Genomic DNA, 14,601 nt, shown 5'->3' with positions numbered 1-14,601 from the left:
ATTAGGATTACACACATGCCTGCATATAAAGCTCCCTTACATGATATTCGCTTCTTAATGAATGAAGTGCTGGACTATCCTGCACATTATCAAACCCTATCGAATGGTGAAGCTGCCGACGCTGACACGGTAGATATGATCTTAGAAGGTGCAGCAGATTTTTGTGAAAATATTTTATCTCCTTTAAACCAATCGGGTGATGAAGAAGGTTGTACCTTCGACAATGGTGAAGTAAAAACACCAAAAGGCTTTAAAGACGCGTATGACCAGTTTGTCCAAGGTGGCTGGCAAGGTTTGTCTTTCCCTGAAGAATTTGGCGGTCAGAACCTGCCACAATCATTAAACCTGATTAAATCGGAAATGATGGGTACAGCAAACTGGTCTTTCCAAATGTACCCAGGTTTAAGCATCGGCTGTATGAACACCATTTTGCAGTTTGGTACAGACGAACAAAAAAATCTATATATGCCGAACTTAGTGGCTGGTACATGGTCAGGCACTATGTGTTTGACTGAACCACAATGTGGTACCGACCTAGGTCAAGTCAAAACCAAAGCCGAACCGAATGCTGATGGCACGTATAACATCTCAGGCACTAAAATTTTCATCTCAGCAGGTGAACAAGATTTAACCGAAAACATCATTCACATCGTACTTGCGCGTCTTCCAGATGCACCTGCAGGCACCAAAGGAATTTCACTGTTCATTGTGCCTAAATTCTTGGTCAATGCAGACAGTAGCCTCGGTGAACGTAACCCTGTGACCTGTGGTTCAATTGAACATAAAATGGGTATTCGTGCTTCTGCAACAGCCGTTCTCAACTTTGACAATGCTGTCGGTTACTTGATTGGTGAACCAAACAAAGGTTTACATGCCATGTTCACTTTCATGAACACCGCACGTATCGGTACAGCAATTCAAGGCATTGCACATGCTGAGCTTTCTTTCCAAGGTGCACTTCCATATGCCAAAGAACGTATGTCAATGCGTGCACTGTCTGGCAAGAAAGACCCTGAAAAAGTCGCTGATGCCATCATTCACCATGCCGATGTTCGTCGTATGTTGTTGACTCAAAAAGCGATTGCTGAAGGTGGTCGTTCAATGATTTATTATGCAGCGCAAATTGCAGACAAAATGGCCGATGCCTTAGAGCGTGGTGACACTGCAGCATTTGAAGCACATGATGATCACTTAGGTTTCTATACTCCAATTTTAAAAGGCTTCTTAACTGAATTAGGCTTGGAAGCTGCAAACCACGGTATGCAAGTTTATGGTGGTCATGGCTACATTAAAGAATGGGGTATGGAGCAAATTGCACGTGATGCACGTATTGCGACACTGTATGAAGGTACAACAGGTGTTCAAGCACTTGACTTAATCGGTCGTAAAGTACTGCTGACCTCTAAAGGTAAAGTCATTCGTGACTACACCGCTGAAATCCTGAAATTCTGTGGTCAACATGCTCGCAACAAATACATGCGCCGTTTTGCTTGGGACTTAACTAAGCTTTGCGCACAATGGAATGCTTTAACTGTTCGTATTATGCTGGCAGCACGTAAAGACCGTGACATCGTGTCTTCTGCATCTGTAGACTTCTTGATGTTCTCTGGCTATGTGATGATGGCTTATTTCTGGGCACAACAAGCAGCTGTAGCTTCTGCGAAATTGGCATCAGGTGAAGGCCAAGAAACAGCTGAATTTTATAAAGCTAAAATCAAAGTGGCTGACTTCTACTTTGAGCGTATGCTTCCACGTACCCAAGGTCATGCTGAAGCAATGGTCAATCCTTCAAAAACCATGACTTCCTTGGCAACTGAACACTTTAGCTTTGATTACTAAGCTTAAAATTGAAGATGTCATCTTGTAAATGCATTGCATAACATCGGATGACCTTCATCAAAATTAAAAAAATCCAACTATCTGATGATAGTTGGATTTTTTATTTAAGTCGTGGAATGAGCTTACTTTACAGTGACTGTAATACTGCCAGTATTTGCAGCACCAATCGCTGAGGTTTTGATACTTTCAACAGTGTTTTTGAAGCCTTTGGTATTGACTGAAGCATCAACAGAACCTGAATTAAAGGCTAAATTTGCAGCAGCGTAATTGCTCAATGTGCTATTCAGCTCTTGATAATATTCAGTATCCACACCTGCTGCCACAGAAGCTTCAACACCTGAGTCTAATTGTTGATAATGATGACCATCCATGTTTTTCCAAGCACTCATGGAGGCCTCCAGATCACCACTAAATGCACCAGAACTCACTTGATACACACTACCTTGTTCAAGGGTGATCTCACCCGTATTTACAGCACCAATTGCTGAGGTTTCAATTGTGCCCACGTCATTGATTCCACCCGCCGTATTCACCGTTGCGTCTATGCTATTGGTATTAATAGCTAAATTTAACGCACTTCCATTTTCAGCATTTTGAGCTAAAAGTGCTAGGGTGTCTTGCAAACCAGTATCCACCTGTACATGGTGTCCTCCTCCAGCCAATGCAGCACTTGATAAGAAAGCTACAGATACAGATAAGGCAATTGTTTTGATAGTCTTATTCATCGTTATTTCCTTATACACTCTAAAGTACTCCTCGCTAAGTACTTCTTTTTTATATAATAGGAGCGAGCCTATCTTTTCAATTCAGTTAATCTCGATTCGTTGTTGACCAATAATTTTCAGTGACTGCTGGATTGATATCCCAAAGCAGTTGTGCAGGTTCCTCTGTTTTCACATCGTCTTTCTCTACAGACTTAGACGGCATAGCTTTTTTCTTGCTGATATATTTAATTAAATCCTGCTTGCTCATTTCTGGTTCTGCATCAGGATCCTGAATCAACTCAGACTCTCTTTGTTTCGGAGGACGTGTATCTTTACTGGGTGTATCCGTTAATTTATTTTTTTCATTGGGCGCTGCCCCCTTGTATGGTTGGGCATCCAATAGACTCTTATTGGGGTTTTCAATCGTGCTGTTTTGCTGACTTTCTTTATATTTATGCAGTGCAACCGAACTGCGCGTTAAATTGAGACTGCCAAATTCAGGGGGAATCGCCGCTCTGCAACTCTCAAATGTACTCGGGGGAATGACCTGGCTTAACAGCTCAAAGGTTGCCAAATTCAGCATTTGGCGTAATGCAAAATTTGTTGCCTCACGCTCACCTTTGCCGATTTGAATATTCAGTAAAGTGTGTCCAGCAAATCGACCTGCATTCAGACCATAATCCTGTGAAACGATTTGCTTTTGCAGAGAGACGTTTGCAACCACTCGACTGCTACGGGTATCGGTAAGAGACAAGTCCAGACCAACCATTATTCGGGTTTGGCTATAGCTAGGCCCAACACCACCGACTTGCATGTCAAAACCCCCGCCAGGAATAAAATCCAAACTATTGATACTCCCTGTGACGTAATAATCTGAAGCGTGAATATTTCGAGGATCTCGAATCCCCCACTTTGCTTCACTTTCAATAATCCGCGGATCACGTCGGTTTAACAGGCTGACACCAGCTTGGAACAGGGCTGATTGCACCATATCCCCTGCGCCTTGGGTCACCATTTTTCCACTTCCGCCATTGGTGACCACGTCTTTCCCTGTCTGGTCTAAAATGGCCCCTACAGAAAAATTAACATCGGTGCGTAATTGTCCTTTTAAACAAGACAAAGCCATATCAAAAGGGGTAAAGATATCTGTAATTGGAGGGCCTTGTACTAAAGTGACAGGCTGTTTATTAGATGCTGCGAGTCCCGTACAACCTGTTAGCACTTGACTTAAGGCGACCAACACGCTCGCTGAAGATATTAATCTTCTATTGATTTGAAAACTCAGCATAATGAGACCCCCTGTTGGGTGCTCAAATTAGGGCATGCTGGATTATTTTGATTTGTGGTTGAATTCACTGCTGCTTCATTCACAGCATCACTAGAAATATCAACGCTGTTCTCAGAACCATTCACATTAACGTTACTGGTAGATGAATTTACGGTCCCAATTGAGCTGGTCGATGTGCTATAAATTGTGGTTTTTCCAAGACCTTCATAATAATCTGAGTCCATGAGCTCAATTAAATTCGCTTGGACTAAATTCTCTGTAGAACGTACTGTAGAAGCTTTCCAACGCGTACTCCATTCATCGGACGTTGCATAGGCATTATTCAAGCAAAATAAAAAACATAATCCTATATTAATTACTACTATTTTCATGAACTTAACCTTCCCTATTAACCCATATTATTTTCACACTCTCTGCTTCATAAAATTAAACTCAATACAAATTAAAACCCATTAAACCACATATAAAATTAAAATAACCCAAGCAGAATAATAAAATAACAGACAGCCAAAAAAAACCAACCCATCCCATTGTTTTAATTTTTATTGACTGAAACTTGGTATGCCATTTAAAATGTAAATAAAAATTTCAAAATAAATTAAAAACATATTAATAAAAAATCAAAAACATAAATAAAAGAAGAAAACATATTATGTAAACATTATTTATAATTCTATATTTTTATCCCATTAAACGGTTTAAATTCAGTCATTAAATAAAATACTCAGCAGAATTTCTCGCATCTCTAGTATCCTACTCAGCTCACATTTTGCGCTAAAAAGCTAAGACTCAACTGCTGTATAGCCAAGAGCCATGTACTGCGCTTTTCCACTTGCACTCATTTGATCTTGCTATGAAGACGCATCATTGCTTGAATTCATGATCCATTTCCTTTACTTCAGTAAAGAAAATAAAATTCTTATCGTCTTGATTATTGCCACCCAACCTACAGCATTATTTAAAATAATAAATATAAAACACAAGAACAAATAAAAAAGCAAAAATAAATATTTAAATTAAAAACTTTTATATTAAAACACAGCTATAAAATAAAAACATCATATAACCATTTATTTGCATTTTCTTTTACTTCATAAACTTAAAAAATAAATATTAAAAAATAAAACCATTAAAAATAAAATACAGAATAAAAAATTAAATTTAAAAAAATAAATTAGACTTATTTATAAAACCATTTCAGGCTAAATTTAAATATTATTACGCTTTATATAAAATAGAATGCTTTGCCTTTCTTATGGTTTCCACACTAGATAAAAAGTGTGAAAGTACATGGTTTGATGTACTCAGACGATGTGATGATGGCCTGTCTCTAGGTACGCTCCGTAGGTAGGTCTTAAAGCTGTTATCGAATGGCGTAAAATGAGATATTTTTTAGAGAGAAGGTTAAAGTGATAGACTATTTCTTCTTTGCAAGGCCGACAAAATCATGCACTCAGGCTAAATTGATCATAAAAGATGAGATCATTTGTAACAGGGTCGTGAATCAACTGATCTATACAAAAAAGACTGCAACTGCAGTCTTTTTAATTGAATATTATTGATCTACTGAACTTCAGCTAAAAGTGCCTGAGCAGCCATTTTCCCCAAAGTATTAGAAGCCAAAGGACTGTCTCCCGTAATTAACTTACGATCTTGAATACACTGTCCTGACATCTCTTTATTGACGACCTCTACACCTAGTTGCTCAAGTCGTTCTGCCAACAACCAAGGTAACTCTCCTGGCATATAACCAATCTCTAAATTAGCTCCCTGATCAAGGGCATCCGGGAAGACACACATTTTATAGCCCTTGAAAAGGTAGTTTTCTGGCGCTTCTTTAACCGCAGCAGCCAATAAGCCTGCTGGTCCATGACACAAAGAAATAACGAATTTATCTTTGGCTACCGCCCACTTCAGTAAAGTTTTTAGGTCTTCACTTTCAGGCAGCCCAATTAAAGCCCCATGCCCACCGGGAATAAGAACAGCCAAATAAGGCGAGTCGTCACCTAAACTGCTTTTCAATACCTCTGCAAGTTTTAAAGGCTTCTTAAACTGAGCAAGATACTTCTTAAAAGTTGCTGGAACAACGGGGTCTTCGTGTGGCATTGCCCACATTTCCAATTTGACAGGATTACCCGATAAAGTGGCGATATCAATTTCAAAACCAGCACGGTCTAAATGATACATCGGTAGCAATGTTTCCACAGGATGATTCCCTGTAGAGAAGAACTTACCGTTCTTCATCAGTAAATAACGCTCATCACTGGCAACCATCAGGATTTTTTTATGCCCGATATAAGGATTGGGATAATCTGTGCCATCAAAGTCTGTTTTACTGGCGGTATACTGGGAAAGTGAATAAGGTGAAGGGAAAAAAGCATTGTCTTCAGCTAAATCAGGGGTTGGATTACGATCTTGATGTGTCTGGGCCATTCTAATTCTCCTTGTTATTACTTTTTCATTTTCGATTTTTCTCAGTCTCAAACCCTGTGTTTCAGGTCATTTATTCAGCATAGCAAAGTTTACACAGGTCTCTGTTTTTAACATGTAAATATTCATTTTCATGGCAAGTATATAAAATTAAAGCAATAAAAAACCCCGACATCCTGTCGGGGTTTTTCGTATTAATTGCTGAGGCATGACTCCTGTCTTACCTTCGTCCCTGTGCTGATCTTTATTGTTATTCTATTGGAGCATCCTGCTCTCTATGGTTCTATAGTAGAAAAATCACATGCAGACGTATAGGCGCAAAAAGCGGGAATTGATGTAAGCCAATTCGTACAAAATAATGAACACATTTCCACATAGAAGCAGTGATCATTTTTGATGAAAGGAACTCAAAGAAACAACTCATGTGAATATGTGAAAAATAACGTTCACTAAACTCATGATTGTTTGATATCTTCAAAACTCGGATTTTAGCGAGTATAGATGATGATTGACCTATCTCAGATGATTGCTTTTGCAGGTGTCGCGCTGCTCATGGTACTCACGCCCGGTCCAAATATGATTTACTTGATTTCTCGCTCCATTTCTCAAGGAAAATCGGCAGGCTTAATTTCATTGGCAGGTATCATTTTAGGCTTTATTTTCTATATGGCTTGTGCTTCACTCGGCATTACCGCCTTCTTATTTGCCGTGCCTTTTGCCTATGACACCATCAAAATATTAGGTGCATTGTACTTACTTTGGTTGGCTTGGAATGCAGTGAAACCCAATGGGGTTTCTGCCTTTCAAACGGTGGATTTAAAACCTGATCGTCCGATGAAACTTTTTATGATGGGATTTCTCACCAATCTGTTAAATCCTAAAATTGCGATTATGTATCTATCCTTACTTCCTCAGTTTATTCAGCCCAATCACGGCAGTGTTTTTGTACAGTCGATGACTTTAGGCCTAATTCAAATTGTGGTCAGCGTTTTTGTGAATGTATTGATTGTCTACTCTGCGGGTTCATTAGCAGCCTTGATGAACCGCAAGCCGATTTGGACACAAATTCAAAAGTGGATGATGGGGACGGTTTTATCCGTTCTAGCCATTCGTCTTTTGCTGGATGAGCGAAAATAAGCATGTCGATTCAGAGATTTGGCCTGTATTGTAATGAAGCTTTATGATGCGAAAGAAACGCTAGATAAGAAGTTTCTTTTTGAGTAAAGCATCCAACCAATCCACAAAGTCCTGAAAATACTTTGGCCGATACTGCCTGTCAGTCAACAAAATATTGATGGGCAATTCAAGACTTGGAATATCTAGAAATAAACGCTTTAACTGACTTTGTTCTACATATTGCACAGCATCAAATTCAGGTATTTGGATTATTCCCATACCTGCAAGGCTGGCTTGAATATATGCTTCAGTATTGTCAATGAGTAAACGATAAGGCATCTTCATTCGATGATCACGAAAGACTAATTCACTCCATTCCCGATAATATTTCCCAACATGATAATCAACGGCAAAATGTTGATTCAACTCAGCCAAGGTTTTAGGTTCTCCAAACTGTGCTAAATACTCAGGTGAAGCTAATGTCCAAATTTTTGTTTGGCAAATTGGTTTCATGAGCAAATATTTATCCTGCACCTCTCCCACACGCACCACACAATCTAATTGTTGCTCAATCAAATTAGAAAAATCATCACTGCCGTTCACCAACACTTTTACTTTTGGAAACTGCGCATAGAACTCTGCCAAATGAGGGATCAGGATTTGTGTTGCTAATCGTTTCGACATGCCAATACTAATTGTTCCCTCTTGGCTTCTTACATGGGTTTTAAAGCGATTAAGCTCTTTTAACTGTGCAACCAGACGGACTGCTTCGTCATAAAACAGAATGCCTTCATTGGTCAAAGAGACTTTGCGAGTGGTTCTATAAAACAATAGCACTTCATATTCTTTTTCAAGAGATTGAATCGCATAAGTTACATTCGATCGAGGCAAACCCAATTGTACAGCAGCCTGCGCAAAAGACTTCTTCTCTGCCACTAAACAAAAAATTCTTAGTCGATCAATCTTATCCATTTTATTGTGCAACTTTTTCAGACAATCAGTGCAATTTTAACAACTATTTCATACAAATAAATTCTTTTAAGATCATTTCAAACAACTACATACAAACCGAGGCTAGGCCCATGTCACAACACGACCTGAAAGGAAAAACTGTATTAATTACTGGCGGTGCTAAGAATTTAGGTGGATTGATTTCACGTAAGTTTGCAGAACACGGCGCAAATTTAGTCATTCATTATAATAGTACAGCAACACAAGCAGATGCCGAAGACACATTCAATCTAGTGCAAGCATTTGGTGTCAAAGCCATCTTGGTACAAGCTGATTTAACAAATATTCAAAACATTGAAGCACTATTCGTTCAAGCTAAAACTGAGTTTGGTGGAATTGATATCGCAATTAATACCGTTGGTCGCGTCCTTAAAAAAACCTATCTAGATACGACTGAACAAGAGTTTGATGACATGAATGACATCAACAATAAAATTGCATATTTCTTTATTCAATCAGCAGGACGTCATCTGAATGAAGGTGGGAAAATATGCAATATCGTAACGAGTTTACTCGCAGCATATACGGGTCTTTATTCAACGTATGAAGGACTAAAAGCACCTGTAGAACACTATACACGTGCAGCATCTAAGGAATTTGGAAGTCGTGGTATTTCTGTTACTGCTGTTGCACCAGGTCCAATGGATACGCCTTTTTTCTATGCTCAGGAAGCCCCCGAAGCAGTTGCATATCATCAATCTGCCTCAGCACTGGGCGGACTCACCAAAATTGAAGATATAGAGCCATTAGTACGCTTCTTGGTTACAGATGGCTGGTGGATTACAGGACAAACTATTTTTGCCAATGGCGGGTATACAACACGTTAATCGTGTAAGCAAAATGAACAGCTGTTTTGATTCCATCATGCACAGCCGATATCCCCTTTCGTTTAAATTTAGAACCATGATTGCCCACGCAATCATGGTTCTAAAACTCAGAGAAATGATTCCAGCACTGAATTTAAAAATACATGCCCCTGCTCGGTGCACGCTAAACGCGTCGCATCATCCACCATTAATTTTCGACTGCGTAATGAGTCCAAAGTTTCGGCCAAACTATCCAAATTCAAACCTGTACGCTGCGCATAATTTTCAGCTGCAACCCCATCATTTAAACGCAAAGCATTCATCATAAACTCAAATGGAAGTTCGTCGGCTTCAATCCGCTTAAACTGTACATGCTCCGCAGGGACTTTAGCCAAATAATCTTTCGGTAAACGAGTTTTCTGGAAACGATAGACCCCATCTGGCTGGGTCACTTTAGCATGTGCACCAGCACCAATCGCCAAATAGTCGCCAAACTGCCAGTAATTCAAATTATGTGCGGAAGGCTGCTCTTTACGCCATGCCGAAACTTCATAGTTGATAAATCCCTGCGCTTTTAAATAAGCTTCACCCTGCGCCTGAATCTCTTCAAGCACATCATCCACTGGTAAAATCGGCTGGGTTCTAAAAAACACCGTATTCGGCTCAATGGTCAGTTGATACCATGAAATATGCGTGGCACCATTTTCCACAGCGAGTTTTAAATCCAATAAGGCTTGTTCCAAAGTCTGCTCAGGTAAGCCATGCATCAGGTCGACATTAATGCGTTTAAAACCTGCATCACGTGCTAAACCAATGGCTGAAATCGCATCACTATTGCTATGAATACGCCCCAGTTTTTTTAAATGTTCCGTGTTAAAACTTTGCACCCCAATCGAAAGCCGATTAATACCTGCCACCAAATAATCGGCAAAAGGATCATGTTCCACTGTACCCGGATTGGCTTCTAAGGTAATTTCACAATCCGCCTCAAAGGGCAGTAATGCTTTGAGCTGAGCAAATAACCATTGATATCCCTGCGCTGAAATGAGGGACGGTGTTCCGCCGCCAATGAACACACTATGAATGTGACGCCCTTGAGCAAACTCAAGCTGAGTTTTAAAGTCCTCAACCAAAGCATGTAAATATTCTTGCTCTAAATCTAGGGACAGTTTGCCATCTGGCACTGCGTGCGAGTTAAAGTCGCAATAAGGACACTTACGCACACACCACGGCATGTGGATATATAAAGACAACGGAATATTTGCAGGATGTAAATCGGTCAAGGACGAGACTCTAAAGCACAGCGATAATCTTGCACATTTTAACATGACTGCATCAAGACACTTATGAAATCTGTGGCTATTTGGATTAGACTGATAAAAAGACAAGAAGAATGAATGGTTTAAAATGATGAAAATATCGAACCAATTGCTGTTTATGTTACCACTGGCCTTTGGTATTGGTATTGCTATGACCTTTCAAACTGCCCTGAATACACAACTCCGAGAATATCTATACTCACCCCTGCAAGCTGCACTGTTATCCTTTTTCGTTGGAACCTGTGTGTTAGCGCTTTTAGTTTTGTTTCAGCCTGTCGACAAACCACAGTTACATGCTTTTTCCAATATTCCGTGGTACTTATGGCTCGGCGGATGCCTAGGGGTTTATGCCATCAGTATAAGCATCTATACTGCGCCTCAATTAGGCTTTCTCACGTTTTCAGGTTTGGTTATTTTTGGACAAATCCTGACTTCGATGATTTTTGACCACTATGGTCTACTGGGTACCGAAAAAACACCTGTCAATTGGCAGCGTTTACTTGGTGGCGTCGTAATTTTTATTGGTGTGCTTCTCACTTTACAACGCTGAATTTATTTAGACCAAGCACATGATGAATATGAGTAATTTTTGTGTCGACTACAAATAAAATCACCTCCCATCGTTTCGAATTAAAAAAGTTATTGGTGTTAATGCTCCCCATCCTGATCACGCAGTTTTCTCAAGCGGGTCTCGGGTTAATTGATACCATCATGGCGGGGCATTTATCTCCTACTGATTTGGCCTCAATTGCTGTCGGGGTCGGTTTATGGATCCCTGTGATGTTGCTGTTCAGCGGCATCATGATTGCGACAACGCCGTTGGTGGCAGAAGCCAATGGTGCACGTACCCCTGAAAAAATCGCCACCATTGCCCGTCAATCCCTTTGGGTGGCCTTTATTTTGGGCAGTATTGCGGGTTTAATTTTACAAGCCATGCCACTGTTATTGCCCCTCATGGGTGTACCTGCAAACTTACTGCCTAAAGCCAGTTTATTTTTACATGCGATTGGCTTTGGTATGCCTGCGGTAACGATGTATGCAGCACTGCGTGGATATTCAGAAGCGCTCGGCCACCCACGTCCTGTTACCGTGATTAGCTTAGCGGCTTTGGTCCTTTTGGTTCCCCTAAACTTTGTCTTTATGTATGGTTTCGGCCCGATTCCAGCGTTGGGTTCAGCAGGCTGTGGATTTGCCACTGCAATTTTACAGTGGATCATGTTTGTCACTTTGGCCACTTATATTTTTAAAGCCTCGGCGTATCAAAAAACTCAAGTGTTTGGTACTTGGGAGAAGATGGATCGCTATTGGATCGAGCGTATTTTAAAACTTGGTCTACCCATTGGTTTAGCTATTTTCTTCGAAGTCAGTATTTTTAGTACCGCTGCAATTATTCTCAGCCCACTGGGGGAAACCATTGTGGCAGCACATCAGATTGCAATGTCGGTCACCTCTCAGTTATTTATGATTCCGATGTCCCTTGCCATCGCCCTCACCATTCGTGTTGGGACTTACTATGGCGAGAAAAACTGGATCGCAATGCGAAAGGTGCAAAAACTCGGGCTCGCTACGGGTACGATTTTGGCGCTGATGACCATGTTGCTGATTGCGCTGTTCCGTCCTGAAATTGTGGCAATTTATACCTCTGACCATGAAGTATCAAAAGTTGCGATGTATTTACTACTGTTTGCACTCGCCTACCAACTGATGGATGCTTGGCAAATTAGCGCCGCAGGTTGTTTACGTGGTATGCAAGACACCAAAGGTCCAATGTGGATCACCATGATTGCCTATTGGATTGTGGCTTTTCCAGTCAGCATTTATTTGGCACGTTATACCAACATAGGTGCAGCAGGCGTGTGGATTGGGTTGATTGTTGGTTTAAGCGTAGCATGTGCCCTACTCTTGCTTCGACTTTATAACAACAATAAACGTCTCAGTCAGGACTATCACTAAAACTTTGCGGTGAATAGGAGGGTTAAATACTCTCCTATTTCTCTCTTACAGTTGTGCCAAAGCATCTTTCAGACCCTGTGGTACTTCGCTTTCATCCTCAACTTCTTTGACCACCACCTGCCCTACGATCACTTCATTGCCATTAAAGGTCATGGTCGGTGAACCATACAGGCTATAGCCTTCATTCAGTGCTTTGGTAACACGTGCACAAAACTGCACATCATCCTTGCCTGTAAAATAACGATAAACTTTCATTTATTTCATACTCAACATTTTTCGCACAGTGTAACGCGATTTTTAAATGCAGCGAAATCCAGCGTGCAATTCACTCAATTGACCACTATTATTTAAATAGAAACATCAGCTTAACAATTTAAAGTAGGCAGTTTTGCATTTGTCGCCTATGATCAAATCTGAGATGTAATGAAGATGCCCCGAGGAATATCGCATGGCAAATACGACTCGTACGCCCGGTCGTCGCTTTATGAAACTTGCCAGCATGACGGCAAGTATCGCAACCAAGACTGTGACCAATTCAATTAAAAACTTCAATGCCGATGAAGATAAAAAAAATGCGGCGCGCAGTCAGCTTTTTCAGGACATTGGACTTCAAATTGCAGATACCTTAGGTGAAATGAAAGGTGCCGTAATGAAAGTCGGGCAAATTGCATCTCAATACAAAGACATTTTCCCGCCTGAAGTGGCACGCGCGATTAGTAAATTACAACGCCAAGCGCCAGCGATGCCTTTTAGCGAAATCAAAGCGCAGGTAGAAAAAGAACTAGGCAAACCGCTCAATCAAATTTTTACAGCCTTTGAAGAACAACCCTTTGCCGCAGCCTCAATAGGCCAAGTACACAAGGCCACTTTGCCGAGTGGTGAACAGGTCGTGGTTAAAGTTCAGTATCCGGGTGTAGAAGAAGCCTGTGAAAGTGACTTAAAACAAGTCCGTTTAGCGCTACGCTTAATGGGTGTGCTCAAAATTGACCGTAAGCTACAAGATCAACTCTTTAAAGAAATTCAGGACAGTTTGGATAACGAACTGAACTATCAAATAGAAGCCCAAAACTTAGAGGTCGCACGAACCTTTCATCAGGCCCTAGACCCTAAGATTATTATTCCTCAAGTCTATAAAGATTATTCGAGTCGGCATATTTTGACCTTAAGCGTGGAACAAGGTGAAAGCATTGAAACTGCCAGTACGTGGTCACAAGACACGCGTAATGAACTGGGACGTCGTTTATTCCGTGCCATTGGTCGTGAGATTTTCTTTTTAAAGCGCTTTCACTGTGACCCCCATCCGGGCAACTTTGCCTTTCGTGAAGATGGTAGCGTGATCGTGTATGACTACGGCGGTGTCAAAACCCTATCGACTGAAATCGTGATGCATTTTAAGCAGCTGATTCAAGCAGCGCGTGACAGTAATATCTTGGCCATGGAGCAACAACTGACTGCTTTGCACTCCATGTCTGAACAAGGAAAATTTCCTGCCGAACTGTATGAAGCATGGTTAGAGGTGCTGATGCGCCCCCTTACGACCATGTATGACTTTGCTGAGAACTCCGCGCATCATGATGGCATTGAACTGGTCAAACCATCGCTGAAATATTGGGATGTGTTTAAACCCTCCCCCGATACGCTGATGGTCAATCGTACGGTGTCTGGACATTACTGGAACCTGATTCATCTCAAAGTCCACGACAACCTCAACGATCTGTTTGAAGAGTTGGTACCGCCCACAGCTTAAATAATGACGATAGCTGAGAACAAAACCAATTCAACTCCAATAAACCCAGTTACATAAAGTCACTGGGTTTATTTTGACTTTAATATTGTTATATTATAACATTTCAAAAATAATAGATTTAAGGAGATGCCGTATGCGTGCCAATATTCATCCAGAGTATCGCGAAGTGCTATTTCACGACACCAATGCCGATGCATTTTTCATTATCGGTAGTACATTACAAAGTAACCAAACCCGTGAGTATGAAGGTAAAACGTATCCTTATGTCAGTTTGGATATTTCAAGTGCGTCACATCCGTTTTATACGGGTGAGCAACGTCAAACCAGTAATGAAGGTCGTGTTGCAAGTTTCAACAAACGTTTCGCGCGTTTCAAACGCTCACAATAA

The 14,601-nt window shown here is 40.8% G+C and carries 14 protein-coding genes; 7 read left to right on the top strand and 7 right to left on the bottom strand.

From position 1 onward, the window contains the following. Positions 1-15: 15 nt before the first annotated feature. On the top strand, positions 16-1,839 hold the full coding sequence (locus ACZ8ZH_RS01735; RefSeq protein ID WP_086208987.1) for an acyl-CoA dehydrogenase C-terminal domain-containing protein: 1,824 nt from the start codon (positions 16-18) through the stop codon (positions 1,837-1,839). A 122-nt stretch (positions 1,840-1,961) separates the two neighbouring features. Here the strand turns inward: ACZ8ZH_RS01735 and ACZ8ZH_RS01730 are convergent, their stop codons facing one another. The 4 genes from ACZ8ZH_RS01730 to hchA form a co-directional block, all read right to left on the bottom strand. Further along, positions 1,962-2,564: a hypothetical protein gene (locus tag ACZ8ZH_RS01730; RefSeq protein ID WP_086208988.1), complete on the bottom strand. Its 603-nt coding sequence runs from the start codon at positions 2,562-2,564 to the stop codon at positions 1,962-1,964. An 85-nt stretch (positions 2,565-2,649) separates the two neighbouring features. Next, a complete protein-coding gene (locus tag ACZ8ZH_RS01725) occupies positions 2,650-3,831 on the bottom strand; it encodes a CsgG/HfaB family protein (protein WP_119064762.1) in 1,182 nt (393 codons plus the stop codon). Next, positions 3,825-4,202, bottom strand: a complete 378-nt coding sequence (locus ACZ8ZH_RS01720; protein WP_086208990.1) for a hypothetical protein — start codon at positions 4,200-4,202, stop codon at positions 3,825-3,827. The genes ACZ8ZH_RS01725 and ACZ8ZH_RS01720 overlap by 7 nt, the downstream gene beginning before the upstream one ends. 1,192 nt (positions 4,203-5,394) lie before the next feature. Then, positions 5,395-6,264 (bottom strand): glyoxalase III HchA, encoded by an 870-nt coding sequence (gene hchA, locus ACZ8ZH_RS01715; RefSeq protein WP_470247833.1) that lies wholly within the window; start codon positions 6,262-6,264, stop codon positions 5,395-5,397. A 501-nt stretch (positions 6,265-6,765) separates the two neighbouring features. Here hchA and ACZ8ZH_RS01710 point away from each other — a divergent pair. Further along, positions 6,766-7,398, top strand: a complete 633-nt coding sequence (locus ACZ8ZH_RS01710) for a LysE family translocator (protein WP_119064824.1) — start codon at positions 6,766-6,768, stop codon at positions 7,396-7,398. Positions 7,399-7,458: 60 nt separating this feature from the next. Here the strand turns inward: ACZ8ZH_RS01710 and ACZ8ZH_RS01705 are convergent, their stop codons facing one another. Next, positions 7,459-8,349: a LysR family transcriptional regulator gene (locus ACZ8ZH_RS01705; RefSeq protein WP_086208992.1), complete on the bottom strand. Its 891-nt coding sequence runs from the start codon at positions 8,347-8,349 to the stop codon at positions 7,459-7,461. 110 nt (positions 8,350-8,459) lie between these two features. On the opposite strand from ACZ8ZH_RS01705, the gene ACZ8ZH_RS01700 reads away from it, so the two are divergent. Beyond that, positions 8,460-9,215, top strand: a complete 756-nt coding sequence (locus ACZ8ZH_RS01700) for an SDR family oxidoreductase (protein ID WP_119064758.1) — start codon at positions 8,460-8,462, stop codon at positions 9,213-9,215. Positions 9,216-9,322: 107 nt separating this feature from the next. Here the strand turns inward: ACZ8ZH_RS01700 and hemW are convergent, their stop codons facing one another. Then, positions 9,323-10,477 carry a radical SAM family heme chaperone HemW gene (hemW, locus tag ACZ8ZH_RS01695; protein ID WP_119064756.1) on the bottom strand — a complete coding sequence of 385 codons (1,155 nt, stop codon included), beginning with the start codon at positions 10,475-10,477 and terminating at the stop codon, positions 9,323-9,325. Positions 10,478-10,601: 124 nt separating this feature from the next. On the opposite strand from hemW, the gene ACZ8ZH_RS01690 reads away from it, so the two are divergent. Both ACZ8ZH_RS01690 and ACZ8ZH_RS01685 read left to right on the top strand, forming a co-directional pair. After that, a complete protein-coding gene (locus tag ACZ8ZH_RS01690; protein WP_119064754.1) occupies positions 10,602-11,063 on the top strand; it encodes a DMT family transporter in 462 nt (153 codons plus the stop codon). Between the two features lie 101 nt (positions 11,064-11,164). Beyond that, positions 11,165-12,466 (top strand): MATE family efflux transporter, encoded by a 1,302-nt coding sequence (locus ACZ8ZH_RS01685; protein WP_119064822.1) that lies wholly within the window; start codon positions 11,165-11,167, stop codon positions 12,464-12,466. Positions 12,467-12,511: 45 nt separating this feature from the next. Here ACZ8ZH_RS01685 and ACZ8ZH_RS01680 read toward each other — a convergent pair whose 3' ends face one another. Continuing rightward, complete coding sequence (locus ACZ8ZH_RS01680; RefSeq protein ID WP_086208996.1) at positions 12,512-12,721, bottom strand: DUF1737 domain-containing protein; 210 nt, start codon at positions 12,719-12,721, stop codon at positions 12,512-12,514. Between the two features lie 193 nt (positions 12,722-12,914). Here ACZ8ZH_RS01680 and ACZ8ZH_RS01675 point away from each other — a divergent pair, with 193 nt between their 5' ends. Together ACZ8ZH_RS01675 and ACZ8ZH_RS01670 are read left to right on the top strand one after the other, a co-directional pair. Beyond that, the gene (locus ACZ8ZH_RS01675) at positions 12,915-14,213 is read left to right on the top strand and encodes an ABC1 kinase family protein (protein WP_119064752.1); all 1,299 of its coding nucleotides are present in this window, start codon (positions 12,915-12,917) and stop codon (positions 14,211-14,213) included. Positions 14,214-14,346: 133 nt separating this feature from the next. Then, positions 14,347-14,601: a type B 50S ribosomal protein L31 gene (locus ACZ8ZH_RS01670; RefSeq protein WP_119064750.1), complete on the top strand. Its 255-nt coding sequence runs from the start codon at positions 14,347-14,349 to the stop codon at positions 14,599-14,601.

It is taken from the genome of Acinetobacter sp. SW-226, from assembly GCF_055632855.1.
Note: the sequence above shows the minus strand (reverse complement) of the source record. Positions and strands in the feature narration are given on the sequence as shown.

Excerpts from the sequence above, each read along its gene's own strand:
- ACZ8ZH_RS01710 (WP_119064824.1), top strand. The coding sequence starts at position 6,766 with ATGATTGACCTATCTCAGATGATTGCTTTTGCAGGTGTCGCGCTGCTC.
- ACZ8ZH_RS01680 (WP_086208996.1), bottom strand. The coding sequence starts at position 12,721 with ATGAAAGTTTATCGTTATTTTACAGGCAAGGATGATGTGCAGTTTTGT.
- hchA (WP_470247833.1), bottom strand. The coding sequence starts at position 6,264 with ATGGCCCAGACACATCAAGATCGTAATCCAACCCCTGATTTAGCTGAA.
- ACZ8ZH_RS01705 (WP_086208992.1), bottom strand. The coding sequence starts at position 8,349 with ATGGATAAGATTGATCGACTAAGAATTTTTTGTTTAGTGGCAGAGAAG.
- ACZ8ZH_RS01725 (WP_119064762.1), bottom strand. The coding sequence starts at position 3,831 with ATGCTGAGTTTTCAAATCAATAGAAGATTAATATCTTCAGCGAGCGTG.
- ACZ8ZH_RS01735 (WP_086208987.1), top strand. The coding sequence starts at position 16 with ATGCCTGCATATAAAGCTCCCTTACATGATATTCGCTTCTTAATGAAT.
- ACZ8ZH_RS01690 (WP_119064754.1), top strand. The coding sequence starts at position 10,602 with ATGATGAAAATATCGAACCAATTGCTGTTTATGTTACCACTGGCCTTT.
- ACZ8ZH_RS01670 (WP_119064750.1), top strand. The coding sequence starts at position 14,347 with ATGCGTGCCAATATTCATCCAGAGTATCGCGAAGTGCTATTTCACGAC.
- ACZ8ZH_RS01720 (WP_086208990.1), bottom strand. The coding sequence starts at position 4,202 with ATGAAAATAGTAGTAATTAATATAGGATTATGTTTTTTATTTTGCTTG.
- ACZ8ZH_RS01675 (WP_119064752.1), top strand. The coding sequence starts at position 12,915 with ATGGCAAATACGACTCGTACGCCCGGTCGTCGCTTTATGAAACTTGCC.
- ACZ8ZH_RS01700 (WP_119064758.1), top strand. The coding sequence starts at position 8,460 with ATGTCACAACACGACCTGAAAGGAAAAACTGTATTAATTACTGGCGGT.
- ACZ8ZH_RS01730 (WP_086208988.1), bottom strand. The coding sequence starts at position 2,564 with ATGAATAAGACTATCAAAACAATTGCCTTATCTGTATCTGTAGCTTTC.
- ACZ8ZH_RS01685 (WP_119064822.1), top strand. The coding sequence starts at position 11,165 with ATGCTCCCCATCCTGATCACGCAGTTTTCTCAAGCGGGTCTCGGGTTA.